The following is a 15,813-nucleotide window of genomic DNA, read 5'->3' as shown; positions in this document are numbered from 1 at the left end:
TTATTTTGCCTAACATATTGCCACTATTTTATACTCAAATATACCATTTTTGGCAATAATTATCATCTATTTCTAGCTAAATTTTATTGTAATAAAATAACAATCAGACAGTTATTTGTTTTTTAAGGGATGACTAAATAGGCCTAAACTGTCACAAAATGAAACTAACGAGCGTTATAATATATTTAATTCAATAATAATCCTCTAAACCCTCATCCATATGATACAAGTACTAATAATCATGATTCTGAGTTTTATCTTTTTTTCAATTTATTTCTTGATTAAGATAAAAAACACAAGTTTGAAACTAACAAAAAGTAAAGAACTCAACAATCAAAACAACAAGTTCGAAAAAAAATACCAATTTATTAAAGGACTCTTTTAATAGTATGATGAACTTCGGGGTCTCGACCAATTACGATGGTTGCATTTCCTGTTTTTGGGTTGGGACCCGTAGTTCAATAAATATCTGAGTAATAGTTAAAAAGTGTGTGACTCGCTCAGATCAAAAAGTCCCTACAGTAAACACTGTAGGGCTTTTTATTTTTTTTTGAATTATTTTTAAATGAAAAGCATGAATAAAAAACGAATTCTTATATACCTATTTTTTTTAGCCCCAATTCTAATTGCAGCATTGTATTACCTGCTACTACGTTGGCACTCCTCTAATTAATGAGTTAAAAATTTTCATTTCGTACATAATGTAGAGTAAAACCTTAGATAATATTAAAAAATACAAAAGGTAAATTAGTTTCCTAAGAAGCAATTTTTTCTAATGCCAAATAATGGGAGAGTTCGCCCTTTGCAGTGAACTTTGGGTACAATTCGATTACGCAAGCATATACACTGCCATCCTTTTTATAATTCAAAACCGTTTCACAAATAGGCCGTTGGGCTGCCAATGCTTTTCGAATACGTTCACGCGAATGTGATAATGTCATTGGACCTTGGAACATTTTGGGAGTATTCCCAATCACTTCAGAGGGTTTATACCCTGTCAACGCTTGGATGTTATCAGAGACATATACTATAGTCAAGTCGGGATTGGTGACAAGTACCACTTTTTGATGTTCAACCAAATGGGTATATAAGCGTTCCTTTTCACTCCACTGGGCCTGAATTTCAGCGAATTTGGTTTGTGTACAATAACGAAATTGTGCCCACGACACAAGGGGAACGGGACAAATTCGAAGCGATTTGTAATACTTAGCTATGGCTTTTTCGTAAGAAGGGGTCATCATCAATCCATTTATCGAGAATAAACCACTTCTATTCAACCGGTTCCATCCCATTGAAAAAAAGGCCAACTACTTCTCGTAATCGTTGGAACAATCAAAAGGGTGTCTCTGACTCATCCGTAAAGGAAACACAGTTGCACGAGAGTCTAAGAATTTCACTTCCTTCCACTGGTAGCAGCCTAAGGCTAATCTTTCGATTGTGTTATGTAACGGTTCAAATGTAGTACTATTTTTAAAATCCCTATGTTAAAATAGACGAACTACATCGAAGCTGAAATTTAAAATTTAAAATAACCTAATTTATACCAGTAGCAGTAGCACTATCCAAGCCATTCCTTAAACTCCGCCACACGCTCCCGTGCCACAATGATTTCTTCACCCTTGTACGTCGGTAAAAGCACTTTCAAGCGAGAGTTGCTGTGGACTTGAATCTCTTTGATCGCTTTCAACGCAATGATGAATTTTCGCGACACTCTAAAAAAGGCACTGGGATCCATCTCTTGTTCGACCTGCTCCAACGATTGATCCAACAAATACGTTCGGTTGTCTAAGGTGTGTAGAAATGTCCCCTTATTTTCGCTGTAAATGCATTCGATAGTATCGACGGGGATCATCTTCAATTGCTGCCCTACTTTCAAGGTAAAGCGTTGCTTGTAGGTACGGTCGACGGGGTTGATTAATAGCTTGCGGATGGTTTCAAAATCCAGCGCCATAGAGGGATTCACTGCTACTTCTGAGCGGCTTTTGAACTTCAATACCGCAGCCTCCAATTCTTCTTCATCAATGGGTTTCAATAAATAATCGATACTGTTCATTTTAAAAGCCCGTAATGCATACTCATCGTAAGCGGTAGTAAAAATAATTGGACTCTTTATCGCAACAGCTTCAAAAATTTCAAAAGATAATCCGTCAGAGAGTTGAATGTCAAGAAAAATTAAATCCGGATGCGGTTGGGATTCAAACCAAGCGATTGATGCTTCCACCGAATGCAATAATGCAAGGACATGTAAGCCTAATTTTTCAACTTTTCGTTGCAACAAGCGCGCGGCCGGTTTTTCGTCTTCAATAATTAATACCTTCATGCGTGTGGGTTATTATAGTAAAAGGTATATTGTTAGAATTGGGACTTTCCATGCTGGCGTTGTTCCTCTTCCATAAAGGCTTTAATCTTTCGATTCTCCCATTCTTTTCCTAAAAAGTATTGAGGAATAAATACAGATAGCCCATGTGCTACGAGTCCAATACCCCAAAAAAAGGCGGTACTAAATACCCGAAATTGCCATAGGGTTTCGCCTTCATCCAACCTTTGCAATTGAGTCACAATTAAGAATATATTTACGATAACGTAAACCAGCAAATGGCTGTAAAATCCTTTTATCTTTTTTACGCGTTTAACGGCTGCGTCATAGGCATATTGTTCGTCTGGTGTCATATTAAAATCGTTTTTGTTGTTGTTTTTCTTTTTCCATAAACGCTCGAATTTTGCGTTCTTCCCACGCTTTTCCCCAGGAGGAAGAGAAGGAAAACACGCTTAATCCGTGAAATAAGAGGCCTATCCCCCACCCAAACGTAGGCCAAAAAAACCATAAATGGTGTGGAGCATATTTTAAATTCACGACCAAGAAAAAAACATTAACAAGAAGGTAAACCAAGAAGTGAATGTAAAATCCACGGATCGCTGCGACTTGTTGTTTTGCTTTCTTATACGCTTCGTGATCAAAGGATTCTTGAGGGTTGTGTTTTAGTTCCATTGGTTTGTTTTTGTGTTTTTTTGCATAATTTCTTGAATTTTTCGCTCTTCCCATTGCCGTCCGTATCCAAATGTACCGAAGGCATGAAATAAGAGTCCTATCCCCCATCCCAACATGGGAAACCAAAACCATTGGAATCCTCCTTGGAATAAATTAATACCTACCAACAATGGGATTACAAAGCAGTAGGAAATAAGATTGGTATAAAACTCGCGTAACTTTTCGACCCGCTCTTTGGCTCTGAAGTAAGCGGTGTTTTCGGAGGTAATTGCTGTATTCATAAGGGTTGTTCTTTCAGTAAGTATCGGTATTTTCACAGTAAAAAATGTGGTCGAGGGCTCTATGCGAACACTGCGTTGGGTAACAATCGCATACCGACTGACAATATTTTGGAGTCCAACGCCGCGACGATCTTGAAGCACTTCTTTCTTTTGTAAATTGTTTTGAATGGCAAGGTAGCCTCCTTCCAGGGTTATCGCAATATGCAATGGTTTTTGCTCACTCACCACATTGTGCTTTATGGTGTTTTCCAACAACAACTGAAGCGATAAAGGCACTACAAACGCTTGTTCAGGAAGTGACGTCACATCGGGTAAAGTAAAGGTGATGCTGTTTTCAAACCGCATTTTCAACAAATTCATATACGTTTTGGCAAAGGCCAATTCTTCTTGAACGGGAACCAATTCTTTGTCTTTTTGCTCCAAGACATAGCGATAGATTTTAGACAATGAAGTGGTAAATCGCTGCGCTGCATCGGGATTTTCTTCGATAAGCGAACTCAACACATTGAGGCTGTTGAATAAAAAATGAGGGTCTATTTGATTTTTCAAACTCTCAAATCGCGCATTTGCACTCCCCGCAATGACTTGTTGCTCTTTGATACGACGTTCGTTTAACGCTTTGTAAAAGTAAAAAGCATGGATGGCTAGTGAAACGATGAGGGTAATGAGGATTGAAACTAGATAATTGGAAGGCTTTTCATCGGCTAAAAACTGCGCAACAGTTCGCCCATTAAGGACCACATCTTCCAAAAAATGCAGCACAAAGATGGTGAACAACGTCAAGAAAAAAGAACTAAAAAAACCAATGATCAAGCGTTTTGGCGTAAAACGATCGATCGTAAAAACACGATCCAATCCCATGAACACTAAGGCATTCACATAATACAGCACCAAACCATAGACCATCGTATATAAAAACAAGGGCACAATGTCGTTGTAAAAATCGGGTTGCGCGCCCATGAGGATATTCACGCCCAAGAGGGAGAAAAAGATGATCAGGGTGATCCAAAAAGCACGGGGAAATTCTTTTATCAATTTCATGATTTCAGGGTTATGTTTGGGGAACGAAGTTTGGTTCGCTCCCCGATGATTGTGTACTTCTTACGGCTTGCATTGTGCCAATTGTGCTTTGGCTCGATCTGCACCCCATCGAGGGGCAAAAGGCATGGTAGGCGTTTCGGCGGCAAAAAGCACGACGGCACGTTCCACCTCTTTGCACAAGGCCTTTACATCAGCTCCGGTCCATTGGGCACCCCCAATTTCAAACTCCGCTTTTCCAAAAACAGCTCTTGGATTGTTGGGCGCCATCGCCAAGGCTTTATTGTACAAGCCCACCACCGTAGGCGAAAGTCGCATGCCGTTGGTCATCGGGTCGTAAGCAATCCAAGCGGTATGAAGTAGTGCTTGCAAGATAATCAACTCCACATTGTCGGGGGTTTTGGTCATTTCAACATCCAAAACACGCTGGGCTTGGGTTAAAAGGGCATTAACTTTCTCCCGATTCTTAGGGTCAAAAGCTTCGGTCGTTTGGATTAAAGCCACATAGTAATTGGGCAACCAACTTGTTTTCTCAGCAGCAGCAATTCGCTCCAACAAAGCTGTAGCTTCATTGGGTTTGCCTTCGCCCCATAATTGCAGGGCTTTTCCCATCCCTTGCTCAAAAGTAGTTTGTGCGGTCATCCATTGCACCAATAAAAAAGCTAAAATTGTAATACCATTTTTCATACGAGTGTAATTTAAGTGATTCTTTTGTTTTTTGAAATAGTCTCCTGCTATTTTCTGAGTCAAAATTCGCAACTTCACTTAGGGCATACAATTTAAAACGACCGAACCGTCAAAAAGAGCGGATGAACTGTCAATTTTGAAAAGAGTATGGTTATTCTAAAAAAAAAGAGTATCTCTTTACACCGGATTTAGCAATAAAGCATCGGTAGTTTTGGGTAAAATGGGATGCACTTGCTTAAGGATTTCTTGCTCTAAAAAATACAATACCCTACGTTTGACAAAATGCCGATGCACTACTAAACCAACCGATCGAATAGGAACAGGCGCCTGAAACTCTCGCAATTTTTCTAGTTCTTCGTTATTGTAGGCTGTCGTGGCTAAATAAGGCAATAGTGTAGTGGCATTGTTGGCTTTGACAAACCGCAACAAACTGTCGATCGAACCGGCTTTGAAATTGAAATTAAACGGCGGAGTGGCCAAACGGGTTTCCAAATCACAAAAGGTCACAATTTGCGTTCGCATACAGTGCCCCTCCTCCATCAACCAAATATCACTCGGATTCAACGCCTCCGGACGCACCGGATTGGCATAGCGATTACCACAATCCAACAACAAAAAAGGTTCGTCATACAGCGGAATTTCAATCAAATCAGGATCGTTGATGGGCAAGGATAAAATACCGATATCCAACTCACGCGCCTTCAATAAACGCGTAATTTCACCCGTAGTTTGCTCGCGAACTTCAATTTGCAATTGCGGAAATTTTTCGGCAAATGATTGCAAAAATAAAGGCAATAAAAAAGGGGCTATTGTCGGTATGACCGATAACGTTAAGGTGCCGTCTACTTCGCCTTTAAACTCTTTGGCCAATTCATTCAACACCCCGATTTGCGACTGTATCGCTTTGATTTGTTCGATGATGACTTCACCCTCGGCAGTAATTTCTACCGGTTTTTTCTTTCGGTTAAAAATCGTAATTCCCAATTCTTCTTCAAACTTGGATACCATGGTACTCAAAGTCGATTGGGTAGCAAAACATTTTTCTGCAGCCGATTCAAAGTGGCGCACTTCAGCCACCGCCAATACATACTCAAACTGACGTATATTCATTGATTTTATCAATATTAGGTTTGAAAATATCGTTTTTATCAATCAAATATACCACTTATTTTTACATGCAGTAACAAATTACAAACAAACATAAAACCGAATACTATGATGAAAAAAACGATGTATCTCATGGCGATGGGTGCGATTACGTTTGGAGCGTATGCCCAGGATACCGCCAAAGATTTGTCCCAATGTCCGTTCCACAACGGTACCATGGACGCGGCCAAACCCACCCCACACGCCAAAACCACCAAAAATAGTGATTGGTGGCCGAGTCAGTTGAACTTATCGGTGTTGCGACAAAATTCAAACTTAACCAACCCGATGGATGCCAATTTTGATTACATCAAAGCCTTCAAATCATTGGATTATGTGGCGCTGAAGAAAGACATTCAAGCGGTATTGACCCAGTCACAAGATTGGTGGCCAGCCGATTTTGGAAATTACGGTCCGCTTTTCATACGCATGGCATGGCACAGTGCGGGAACCTATCGTACAGGCGATGGCCGCGGCGGTTCTTGTTCAGGACAACAACGTTTTGCCCCACAAAACAGTTGGCCCGACAATGCCAATTTGGATAAAGCGCGACGTTTACTTTGGCCTATCAAACAAAAGTATGGCAATAAAATTTCATGGGCCGACTTGATGATTTTGACCGGTAATGTAGCCTTAGAATCGATGGGATTCAAAACGTTTGGTTTTTCTGGAGGACGCGCCGACGTGTGGGAACCCGAATCTAATGTGTATTGGGGTTCCGAGTCAAAATGGTTGGACAACAGCAAACGTTACCAAGAGGGTAAATTAGAAAATCCGCTGGCAGCGGTTCAAATGGGACTGATTTACGTGAATCCGGAAGGACCCAATGGCAACCCCGATCCGGTGGCGGCAGCTAAAGATATTCGCGAAACATTTGGACGGATGGGAATGAACGACGAAGAAACCGTGGCGTTAATTGCGGGAGGACACACCTTCGGAAAAACGCACGGTGCTGGGGCCGCTTCGCATGTGGGACCCGAACCCGAAGCAGCTTCCATTGAAGAACAAGGGATGGGATGGACGAGCACCTATCGCAGCGGTAAAGGGGCTGATGCGATTACGTCAGGATTGGAGGTAACGTGGACCACAACGCCTGCGAAATGGGGTCATGATTACTTCAATCTTTTGTTTGGCAACGAATGGGAATTGACCAAGAGTCCCGCTGGAGCCCATCAATGGGTGGCCAAAAACGGTGCCAACATTATTCCGGATGCTTTTGATGCCAATAAAAAACACAAAGCGACCATGTTGACCACCGACTTGTCGTTGCGTTTTGACCCTGTTTATGAAAAAATTTCACGCAACTTCTTGGATAATCCTGCAGCATTTGAAGATGCCTTTGCGAGAGCGTGGTACAAACTTACGCACCGCGACATGGGGCCCAAAACACGTCATGTTGGTCCCGAAGTTCCCAAAGAGGATTTGATTTGGCAAGACCCGATCCCGGCGGTAAATCATCCGTTGGTGGATGCCAAAGACATTATCAGTTTAAAAACAGCCATCGCCAACTCAGGTTTAAGTACCCAAGAATTGGTGGAAACGGCTTGGGCTTCTGCGTCTACTTTCCGTGGTTCAGATAAAAGAGGAGGCGCCAATGGAGCCCGCATCCGTTTGTTACCCCAACGCAATTGGGAATGCAATAATCCGACGCAATTGAATAAAGTATTGGGCGTATTGGAAGGAATTCAAAAGAAATTCCACACCACTTCGGGTACCAAAAAAGTATCGATAGCCGATTTGATTGTTTTGGCTGGAAATGTGGGTGTTGAAAAAGCGGCCAAAGCGGCAGGTGTTCCTGTTACGGTTCCCTTTACACCCGGACGTATGGATGCTACCCAAGAGCAAACCGATGTAGCTTCTTTTGGCGTATTGGAACCTATCGCCGACGGTTTCCGCAACTACAAAAAAACACGTTATACCTTTACCACCGAAGAATTGTTGGTCGACAAGGCGCAATTGTTAACCCTTACAGCCCCTGAAATGACCGTTTTGTTAGGCGGCATGCGGGCTATGGGGGTGCATCATTCGGATGAAAACACGGGGATTTTAACCACGCGTGTGGGTGCGTTAACCAATGACTTTTTTGTGAATTTACTAGATATGAATACGGTTTGGAAAGCAACCGATGCCGATAAAGAAAAATTCGAAGGACGTGATCGTAAAACAGACGCGGTGAAGTGGACGGCCACGCGTGCGGATTTAATTTTTGGTTCACATTCCGAATTGCGCGCCTTGGCTGAAGTGTATGCCAGTAGTGATGCCAAAGAAAAAATGGTAACCGACTTTGTAGCTGCTTGGAATAAAGTAATGCAATTGGATCGTTTTGATATCAAAATGAAAAAATAAATAAAGTCAAAAACCTTAAAGATAAAAAGGGATTGTTGTGTAGACAATCCCTTTTTCTTTTGGAACCTATTCGTTGTATACAGCCCCGATCGCAGCGGTATCCTCTGGAGCTTCATTGTCAAAGGAGCTCCAGAGATAAAGCGGAGAGCGGGAGGAATGTTCGTAGGAGCACCCTGCTTCTGCTGCCTATAAGTTATTCAATTGATTGTCTTTTTTGTTGTCGCTTAGGGTCCAAAAGAAGCCTACAAAAAAGAAACGATCGGCGGTGGGTTCGATGATACGTCGGTTAAACACCCCATTAGCATCGGGAGCATTGGCGTATTCATAGCCCAAGATATTTTGGGTACCGAGTATGTTGTTGACCGAAAAATATAAAATCTTTTGAGCGGAAATAAGATAGGCCCAACTCAAACTTAAATTGGAAAACGGCTTGGTTCGTCCATTCATAAATAGGGATTCATTGGGATTATTGTAAGGACGTCCCGAAGTGAGCACTTGGGTCACACTTAATTGTGATTTCCAGTCGTTAATCCAATATTTGCCTACCAGCGACAAACTGTTCTTGGCAATAAAATTAGGAGTTACGGGGGTTGGAAAATTACGGTAATTGCGTTGGCCATCAATAAACGAATACGACACCCAATACTCCAGGTTTTTAATCGATTTTCCATCCCGCCAAAACACATCGAGTCCACGTGCATAGCCCGACCCTCCATTGGAGAAATCACTGTTGAATTGCGGCGTTGGGGTATTGAATTGAATCAAATCGGCATAGGCTTTTTCATAGGCTTCCACCCGAAAAGTTTGCCGATCGTGCGTATACATATAATTCATGATGTAATGGGCAGCACGTTCGCTTTGAATCGTGGTGGCATACTTCAAATAATCGGCTCTTGGGGCTTGGGCAAAGGTTCCATACGCCCATGAAAACTGGTGGTTTTTGGCAAATTTATAGGCCAAAGATAAACGAGGCATGAGTTGCGTTTCCTGCAGCATCCCGTTGTGGGCCAGTCGTGCCCCGATTTTGGCGGCGACCTTTTTGGAAAAAATCCAATCGACTTCGGTAAATGCGGCACTTAGAGGAAAATCATACCCACTGGAAAAACGTACAGCGGTATTGGAGAACAATTCCTTAAAACCGGTAACAAATTGATCGACCCCCATACTCCATTTGAGCCGATCGGAATAGGATTTTCGTAATTTTAGTTTCAAATGAACTGCATTTTCTTGATTGTATACGTCGTCTTGTTCGAGATCGATTTGATTTTTGCCATGACCGAAACTCGCCCCGGTAGTAAGTTGCCATCCATCGCCTATACTTCCCTTGAACGAAATATTGGTATACACATTGGTATTGGCGAGCGCTACCCGTGTAGGCTGTGGGGTATTGATACTTTCCTGATTTAGGTCAAAAGTCGCATGATCAAACGCTGTGTAGACTTTTAACAATCCTGAGGTAAAACGATAGCGATACACTGCCTCTCCCGACAGGGATTGATACGGTTTGTTCCATGTAATGTTTTGAGGAATAAATTGTTGGTAGGGTTCCAAATTTAAGTAAGCCACATTAAACGTCAACGACTGCTTATCCCAAACTTGGGTATTGGCCACTCCGAGTCCTACGGTCATAAACGATAAATCGGTTCGTTCGGTTACTTCTTCTTCCTTTGAATTCAGTAATAATACACTGGAAAGTGCCTCCCCGTATTCGGCAGAGTACCCACCGGTTGAAAAGGACATTCCACTGAATAAAAACGGTGAAAAACGGCCTCTTGTGGGTACATTTTGGGCTGCTGCGCCATAGGGTTGGGCAACCCGAATGCCATCGATGTAGGTTTGCGTTTCATCGGCTTCACCCCCTCGCACAAAAAGCCGTCCATCTTCAGCTACATTTTGGGTTCCAGGTAAGGTTTGCAACGCCGCGATAATATTTCCATTGGAACCCGCTGTAGTGACAATATCTAAGGGTTTGAGTACCGAAACCCGCGACCGTTCGCCTGCATCAAAAGTCCCTGCTGTGATCACTACCGTATCGAGTGTATTGACGCTTTCTTTGAGGATAATTTCTAGAAGTTGCGCCTCACCTACTTTATAAGGCAGTTCTACCGACTCGTATCCCAGCAATGAGACAACTATTTTTTGGGGGCCTGTTACGGTGGTTGTAAATGTAAACTGACCTTGTGCATTGGTCAATCCGCCATCGTAGGTACCATCAAGGTAGACATTGGCTCCTGTGAGCGGTTTTTTTTTGGTATCCAAAACGATTCCCGATACGGTATGTTGGCTGAACATTAGAGGCGACAGTAAACTAAAAAAAATAATGCTGAAGGTTTTCATAGGTTTGGTTTTCTAAGGCAAAATTGGGGACTTGCTTTAAGTGACTCAAATCCTTTCGACTGAACTGTTGAAAATTCAGGATGAATTGTAGAATCAAATCGAAATACTTTTTTATATTTGACTCAACAAAATTGTTACTATTCAAAACATATACTTATGAAATTTGTAAAATTCGCCGTGGCTATCGTTGCTTTTTTAGCCTTTCAAAACGTTCAAGCACAATCGGCCACTGCCAAATGGGCGCCTCTCAATGAGTACCATGAACTTTTATCCAAAACGTTTCATCCGGCTGAGGGTGGGAATTTGACCCCGATCAAAAACAGTCATGATGCTTTGGTTCAAAAATCGGAAGCCTTGGATGTCGCTACTATGCCCGCCGATTTGAAAACCTCAAAAGCAGTAGAAAATATTGCAGTGTTACAGAAGTTAACTAAAAAATTAAGTGAATTGATTACCAATAGAGCACCCGATGTTGAAATCATGCGTACGTTTCAAAATGTCCATGATGTATTTCACCGCATTGAAGAAGCTTGTAATCATCCCAACCGATAAAATTTAACCCGACACTTTGTCGGGTTCTTTTTTTTATTGCATTTCCTGCCGTACTTTTGCCAAAAATAAAAACACATGTCAGTAGTCTATTTAGGATTTCATTTTACGGTAGAGCCCAAAGATCCGGGAACCGAAATCTTAATTGCCGAGTTGGGCGAATTACCTTTTGAAAGTTTTGTCGAACATGAACACGGCGTGACGGCTTACATTCAGAAATCGGCTTACGAGACTGGAATGGTTGAAGATTTATATATTGTCAACTCTCCCGAATTTACCATCACGCACACGATTGAGACCATTGAACAAGTCAACTGGAATGAAGAATGGGAGAAAAATTTTGATCCTATTGATGTTGATGGCATGTGCTACGTTAGGGCCCCTTTTCACGAGAAAACAAATGCCCCTTATGACATTGTGATCGAACCCAAAATGAGTTTTGGTACGGGGCATCATGAAACAACGCACATGATGATTCAACAATTGCTGGAAATGGATTTGGAAGGTAAAAAAACCCTAGATATGGGTTGTGGTACCGCCATTTTGGCCATTTTAGCTGAAATGAAAGGAGCGCATCCGATTGATGCTATCGATATTGATGCCTGGTGTTACTTGAACTCTATCGAAAATGCTGAACGGAACCATTGCCAACATATCACTGTGGAAGAAGGAGAGGCAAGTTTGTTACCCGGAAGATCCTATGATGTGATTATCGCCAACATTAACCGAAATATTTTAATCAACGATATGGCCACTTATACAAGTTGTTTAGCCCCAAAGGGACACCTACTACTCAGTGGTTTTTATGTGGATGATATTCCCTATTTGGATGCAGCTTGTCAATCTTATGGGCTGGTATTTGAAAAAAAATGGGAACGCAATAATTGGGCGTCCCTTCGTTATATAAAACAATAAATGAAAATGAGTACGATTGAAAAAGTAAAAGAGTCAGTCGTTTTGGCTGAAGATTTAGATTTTCATCACGAAATTATATTGTTCAATGACGATGTAAATACTTTCGATCACGTTATTGACACATTGATTCGGGTGTGCGACCACACTCCTATTCAAGCGGAACAATGCGCTATTTTGGTGCATTATACGGGAAAATGTGGCGTAAAAACAGGCGACTTTGACGAATTGAAGCCGCTCTGTTCTGCGTTACTAGATGCTGGTTTAAGTGCTGAGATTCAGTAATCAGAGTGATAACTTTCCTACGGCACAACTCACAAAAGAATGGGCCTGATCACTTAAGGTATTTGCAGTTCCGAGTACAGGATACCCCATGTTTTTAAGCTTTTTGATGACCAATTCTAAATCGGCATCAATTGGATAGCTGAATGAAACAGTCCCTTGTTGGGTATCGACGTTTATATTTTGTACCATTTCCAGGGTACCTAATTGTTTGGTAATGGTGCGAGCGCACCCCCCGCACTTGAGGTTTTGTACGTGTAAAATAGGGGTCATCTTTTTTATTCAAAAATAATCCACTAACGGTAACTGATTTGTAACTTCGGTTACTTAATGCGGTAAATAATCTTTGATGCAACCGTAAATAAAGGTCCCCAACAGTGCACCTATAAATAACACTCCTACGGACATAAAACCGGCACCCATGAGAATAAAAATGGGTCCAGGACAGGCACCAACCATGGCCCAACCTAAACCAAAAAGCAATCCGCCAATCCAGTAGCGGAACGTTCCTTTTTCTTTATTAGGAATAGAAATGGGTTGCCCTTGATAATCGGTGATTTTTTTTCGTTTAATCCATTGAACACCAACCACCCCTGTTGCAATGGCTACCATGATAATCCCATACATATGGAAGGAATCAAATTGAAACATTTCGTAGATACGGTACCATGATACGGCTTCTGCCTTGGTAAGTACGACCCCAAAAAAAAGACCAACTATAAAAAATTTGATGTATTTCATGACCTAAAAAAGTAATGGGAGAATAAAATGCGTCATCAGCAAACCGCCAATAAAAAATCCAATAACCGCTTTCAAGGATTGCCCTTGAAAGGTACTTAACCCTGTAATGGCATGACCCGAAGTACAGCCTCCAGCATAGCGCGAACCAAATCCAATTAGGAAGCCTCCAAAGAGAAGAAATACAATGATTTTGGGCTGTTGTAAAGCTGCAATATCAAATAAAGTATGCGGGAGCAGTTTACCGTTTGGAGCGTCAATTCCTAATTTTTGTAATTTTAAAATAGTATCTGGGTTAAGGGCAACATTATCGGAAGCACTTAAAAAGTGAACGGCGAGATAGCCGCCTACCATAGCGCCTAAAACGACGACTAAATTCCATTGTTGACTTTTCCAGTCCCATTGAAAAAAAGACACTTTCTTCCCTACTCCTGTCATGGAGCATAAACTTCTCAAATTGGAAGACATGCCAAATCCTTTTCCAAAATAAATTAAAACCAACATCACCAATCCAATTAAAAAACCAGAAATGGCCCAATGCCAGGTCGCCGTAAAAATCTCCATAGGTTACATTTTTTACAAAAATAGAAATCGTGGTTTGATTATTGCACAGAAATTAACAAATTTGAAACTCAATTTAACAACATGAAAAAAAATAGTGTCCTCCTTTTTTTGTTAGCCCTCATCACAAGCTGTGGTAGCGGAAAATTAGTGATAAAAAACATCGATAATTCGGTGCGAAAACTTCAAACAATTGATGGTCATTTTGATTTAAAAGAATATGCCACAGATAACTTGTATGGATATTCTATGGAATATCCTATTAATTTGGGGTACGATAATGAACGTAATAACCCTAGAAACGTAGATTATTTTTTCAAAGCGCTGGCGGGACCGAATGGGGAACCCATCACGTGGAAAAAAATGGAGGTATGTTGCCCCTATGAAAGTAAAAAAAGCAGCACAGGCGCGGGCACTTTAGAGGTTTATGAAGTTAGTTTTGGCACCTCTAGCCTTCGATTGTATGTCAACTTATTTGAAAAAGGAAAGATACTCTGCCCTAAAGGACTTACCATCAAAAAATAACTATTCATTTCCTCCACTGTTGATGCAATCCAAAAAGAGATTAGGGTTTTATTTCCTATCTTTGTTTTTTAAAAAAAATTATTTTTCATGGATTTAAATCAACTGCCACAGCTCAAACATACAGATAGTGGTAACTTTTTTATTTTAGCTGGACCCTGTGCTATTGAAGGAGAAGAAATGGCCTTACGGATTGCTGAAAAACTCACTTCAATTACTGATAATTACAAAATCCCCTTCGTATTTAAAGGGTCTTTTAAAAAAGCTAATCGTTCACGCATTGACAGTTTTACAGGTATTGGTGATGAAAAAGCTTTAAAAATTCTTCGAAAAGTATCCGAAACGTTTCATGTTCCCACAGTTACCGATATTCACACAGAAGAGGATGCCGATAAAGCTGCGCAATATGTAGATGTATTACAAATCCCTGCTTTTTTGGTAAGACAAACCGATTTGGTAGTTGCTGCCGCAAAAACAGGAAAGACAGTAAATTTAAAAAAGGGACAGTTTATGAGTCCCGAAAGCATGAAACACGCGGTACAAAAAGTATTGGACTGTCACAATGATAACGTGATGGTTACCGACCGGGGAAGTATGTTTGGATATCAAGATTTGATTGTTGATTTTCGGGGAATTCCAACGATGAAGGAGTTTGCAACTACCGTTTTAGATGTCACCCATTCGTTACAACAGCCTAACCAAATGTCGGGAGTTACGGGAGGAAGACCCGATCGTATTGAGACCATAGCTAAAGCAGGAATTGCCGTGGGGGTAGATGGAATATTTATTGAAACCCATTTTGATCCTGCAAATGCCAAAAGTGATGGTGCTAATATGTTACACTTAGATTACTTTGAAGACTTAATGCGAAAGTTAACACAAATTCGTCAAACAATCAATAGCTTCTAATCAGCAATGTGAATGCTACCGATTAAATCCTCATTCAAAAAGGTACCGTACTCATTTGTATTTTGTTTATGTACTTTTCTTTGAGGATTTTAGGCTATTTTTACGGGCATCAATGTAAGTATTCATTAGTCTTAAATTTAAATTACAACGACTACAATTAAATCTTACAAATTCAATATTTGTTGCGTTCTCCTTCTTACATGGACTACTTCGCAAATTGATTTTTTTGGATTTAATCAGTGTACATTCGGATTTTTTTTTACTTTTGATAGCTAACAACTTATATACAAACAAACCCATCAATTATTAATTTTTATGAAAAAAATTACATTACTACTCCTACTTGCGTTAGTGCATTTCACGGGATATTCTCAGTTTCCAACTCCAGGAGTTGAGGGATTTGAGAATACGACCGGTCCGGACGTAGCTACAAATCCATCGCCTTGGACTTTGGGAACGGGAGCCACGGGTAACCAGTGGGCTGTTTTTGACAACGGTGTGGGGACACGCCGCTGG

The 15,813-nt window shown here is 41.0% G+C and carries 18 protein-coding genes; 7 read left to right on the top strand and 11 right to left on the bottom strand.

Going from position 1 to position 15,813, the window contains the following annotated elements:
- Nucleotides 1–755: 755 nt before the first annotated feature.
- From O9316_RS10795 to O9316_RS10765, 7 genes are all read right to left on the bottom strand, one after another.
- The gene (locus O9316_RS10795) at nucleotides 756–1,238 is read right to left on the bottom strand and encodes a PAS domain-containing protein (protein WP_298347189.1); all 483 of its coding nucleotides are present in this window, start codon (nucleotides 1,236–1,238) and stop codon (nucleotides 756–758) included.
- 320 nt (nucleotides 1,239–1,558) lie between these two features.
- On the bottom strand, nucleotides 1,559–2,320 hold the full coding sequence (locus O9316_RS10790; RefSeq protein ID WP_298204933.1) for a LytTR family DNA-binding domain-containing protein: 762 nt from the start codon (nucleotides 2,318–2,320) through the stop codon (nucleotides 1,559–1,561).
- A 32-nt stretch (nucleotides 2,321–2,352) separates the two neighbouring features.
- Entirely contained in the window at nucleotides 2,353–2,670 is a 318-nt protein-coding gene (locus O9316_RS10785) for a 2TM domain-containing protein (RefSeq protein WP_298204932.1), read from the bottom strand.
- Nucleotide 2,671: 1 nt separating this feature from the next.
- Nucleotides 2,672–2,989, bottom strand: a complete 318-nt coding sequence (locus tag O9316_RS10780; RefSeq protein WP_298204930.1) for a 2TM domain-containing protein — start codon at nucleotides 2,987–2,989, stop codon at nucleotides 2,672–2,674.
- On the bottom strand, nucleotides 2,980–4,311 hold the full coding sequence (locus O9316_RS10775) for a 2TM domain-containing protein (RefSeq protein WP_298204929.1): 1,332 nt from the start codon (nucleotides 4,309–4,311) through the stop codon (nucleotides 2,980–2,982). The genes O9316_RS10780 and O9316_RS10775 overlap by 10 nt, the downstream gene beginning before the upstream one ends.
- A 60-nt stretch (nucleotides 4,312–4,371) precedes the next feature.
- The gene (locus O9316_RS10770; protein WP_298204928.1) at nucleotides 4,372–4,995 is read right to left on the bottom strand and encodes a hypothetical protein; all 624 of its coding nucleotides are present in this window, start codon (nucleotides 4,993–4,995) and stop codon (nucleotides 4,372–4,374) included.
- A 177-nt stretch (nucleotides 4,996–5,172) separates the two neighbouring features.
- Nucleotides 5,173–6,105 carry a LysR substrate-binding domain-containing protein gene (locus O9316_RS10765; protein WP_298204927.1) on the bottom strand — a complete coding sequence of 311 codons (933 nt, stop codon included), beginning with the start codon at nucleotides 6,103–6,105 and terminating at the stop codon, nucleotides 5,173–5,175.
- Between the two features lie 213 nt (nucleotides 6,106–6,318).
- On the opposite strand from O9316_RS10765, the gene katG reads away from it, so the two are divergent.
- Nucleotides 6,319–8,487, top strand: a complete 2,169-nt coding sequence (gene katG / locus O9316_RS10760; protein WP_298204935.1) for a catalase/peroxidase HPI — start codon at nucleotides 6,319–6,321, stop codon at nucleotides 8,485–8,487.
- 186 nt (nucleotides 8,488–8,673) lie between these two features.
- On the opposite strand, the gene O9316_RS10755 is transcribed toward katG, so the two are convergent.
- Nucleotides 8,674–10,824 (bottom strand): carboxypeptidase-like regulatory domain-containing protein, encoded by a 2,151-nt coding sequence (locus tag O9316_RS10755; RefSeq protein WP_298204926.1) that lies wholly within the window; start codon nucleotides 10,822–10,824, stop codon nucleotides 8,674–8,676.
- A gap of 156 nt (nucleotides 10,825–10,980) precedes the next feature.
- On the opposite strand from O9316_RS10755, the gene O9316_RS10750 reads away from it, so the two are divergent.
- The 3 genes from O9316_RS10750 to O9316_RS10740 all read left to right on the top strand — a co-directional run bounded on the left by O9316_RS10750 (nucleotide 10,981) and on the right by O9316_RS10740 (nucleotide 12,570).
- Nucleotides 10,981–11,376 carry a hypothetical protein gene (locus O9316_RS10750; protein ID WP_298204925.1) on the top strand — a complete coding sequence of 132 codons (396 nt, stop codon included), beginning with the start codon at nucleotides 10,981–10,983 and terminating at the stop codon, nucleotides 11,374–11,376.
- Nucleotides 11,377–11,451: 75 nt separating this feature from the next.
- Entirely contained in the window at nucleotides 11,452–12,288 is an 837-nt protein-coding gene (gene prmA / locus O9316_RS10745; protein ID WP_298204924.1) for a 50S ribosomal protein L11 methyltransferase, read from the top strand.
- 6 nt (nucleotides 12,289–12,294) lie between these two features.
- Complete coding sequence (locus O9316_RS10740; protein ID WP_298204923.1) at nucleotides 12,295–12,570, top strand: ATP-dependent Clp protease adaptor ClpS; 276 nt, start codon at nucleotides 12,295–12,297, stop codon at nucleotides 12,568–12,570.
- Here O9316_RS10740 and O9316_RS10735 read toward each other — a convergent pair whose 3' ends face one another.
- From O9316_RS10735 to O9316_RS10725, 3 genes are read right to left on the bottom strand one after another with little or no spacing between them, the layout of a single operon-like run.
- On the bottom strand, nucleotides 12,571–12,840 hold the full coding sequence (locus tag O9316_RS10735) for a heavy metal-associated domain-containing protein (protein ID WP_298204922.1): 270 nt from the start codon (nucleotides 12,838–12,840) through the stop codon (nucleotides 12,571–12,573).
- A 54-nt stretch (nucleotides 12,841–12,894) separates the two neighbouring features.
- Nucleotides 12,895–13,308, bottom strand: a complete 414-nt coding sequence (locus tag O9316_RS10730) for a DUF6691 family protein (RefSeq protein WP_298204921.1) — start codon at nucleotides 13,306–13,308, stop codon at nucleotides 12,895–12,897.
- 3 nt (nucleotides 13,309–13,311) lie between these two features.
- Nucleotides 13,312–13,869 carry a YeeE/YedE thiosulfate transporter family protein gene (locus O9316_RS10725; RefSeq protein ID WP_298204919.1) on the bottom strand — a complete coding sequence of 186 codons (558 nt, stop codon included), beginning with the start codon at nucleotides 13,867–13,869 and terminating at the stop codon, nucleotides 13,312–13,314.
- 81 nt (nucleotides 13,870–13,950) lie between these two features.
- On the opposite strand from O9316_RS10725, the gene O9316_RS10720 reads away from it, so the two are divergent.
- From O9316_RS10720 to O9316_RS10710, 3 genes are all read left to right on the top strand, one after another.
- A complete protein-coding gene (locus O9316_RS10720; protein WP_298204918.1) occupies nucleotides 13,951–14,391 on the top strand; it encodes a 2-dehydro-3-deoxyphosphooctonate aldolase in 441 nt (146 codons plus the stop codon).
- An 87-nt stretch (nucleotides 14,392–14,478) separates the two neighbouring features.
- The gene (gene kdsA, locus O9316_RS10715; protein ID WP_298204917.1) at nucleotides 14,479–15,297 is read left to right on the top strand and encodes a 3-deoxy-8-phosphooctulonate synthase; all 819 of its coding nucleotides are present in this window, start codon (nucleotides 14,479–14,481) and stop codon (nucleotides 15,295–15,297) included.
- 315 nt (nucleotides 15,298–15,612) lie between these two features.
- A partial coding sequence (locus O9316_RS10710; protein ID WP_298204916.1) for a hypothetical protein occupies nucleotides 15,613–15,813 on the top strand: 201 nt, incomplete at its 3' end.

The organism is Flavobacterium sp., from assembly GCF_027533505.1.
Lineage (GTDB): Bacteria > Bacteroidota > Bacteroidia > Flavobacteriales > Flavobacteriaceae > Flavobacterium.
Note: the sequence above shows the minus strand (reverse complement) of the source record. Positions and strands in the feature narration are given on the sequence as shown.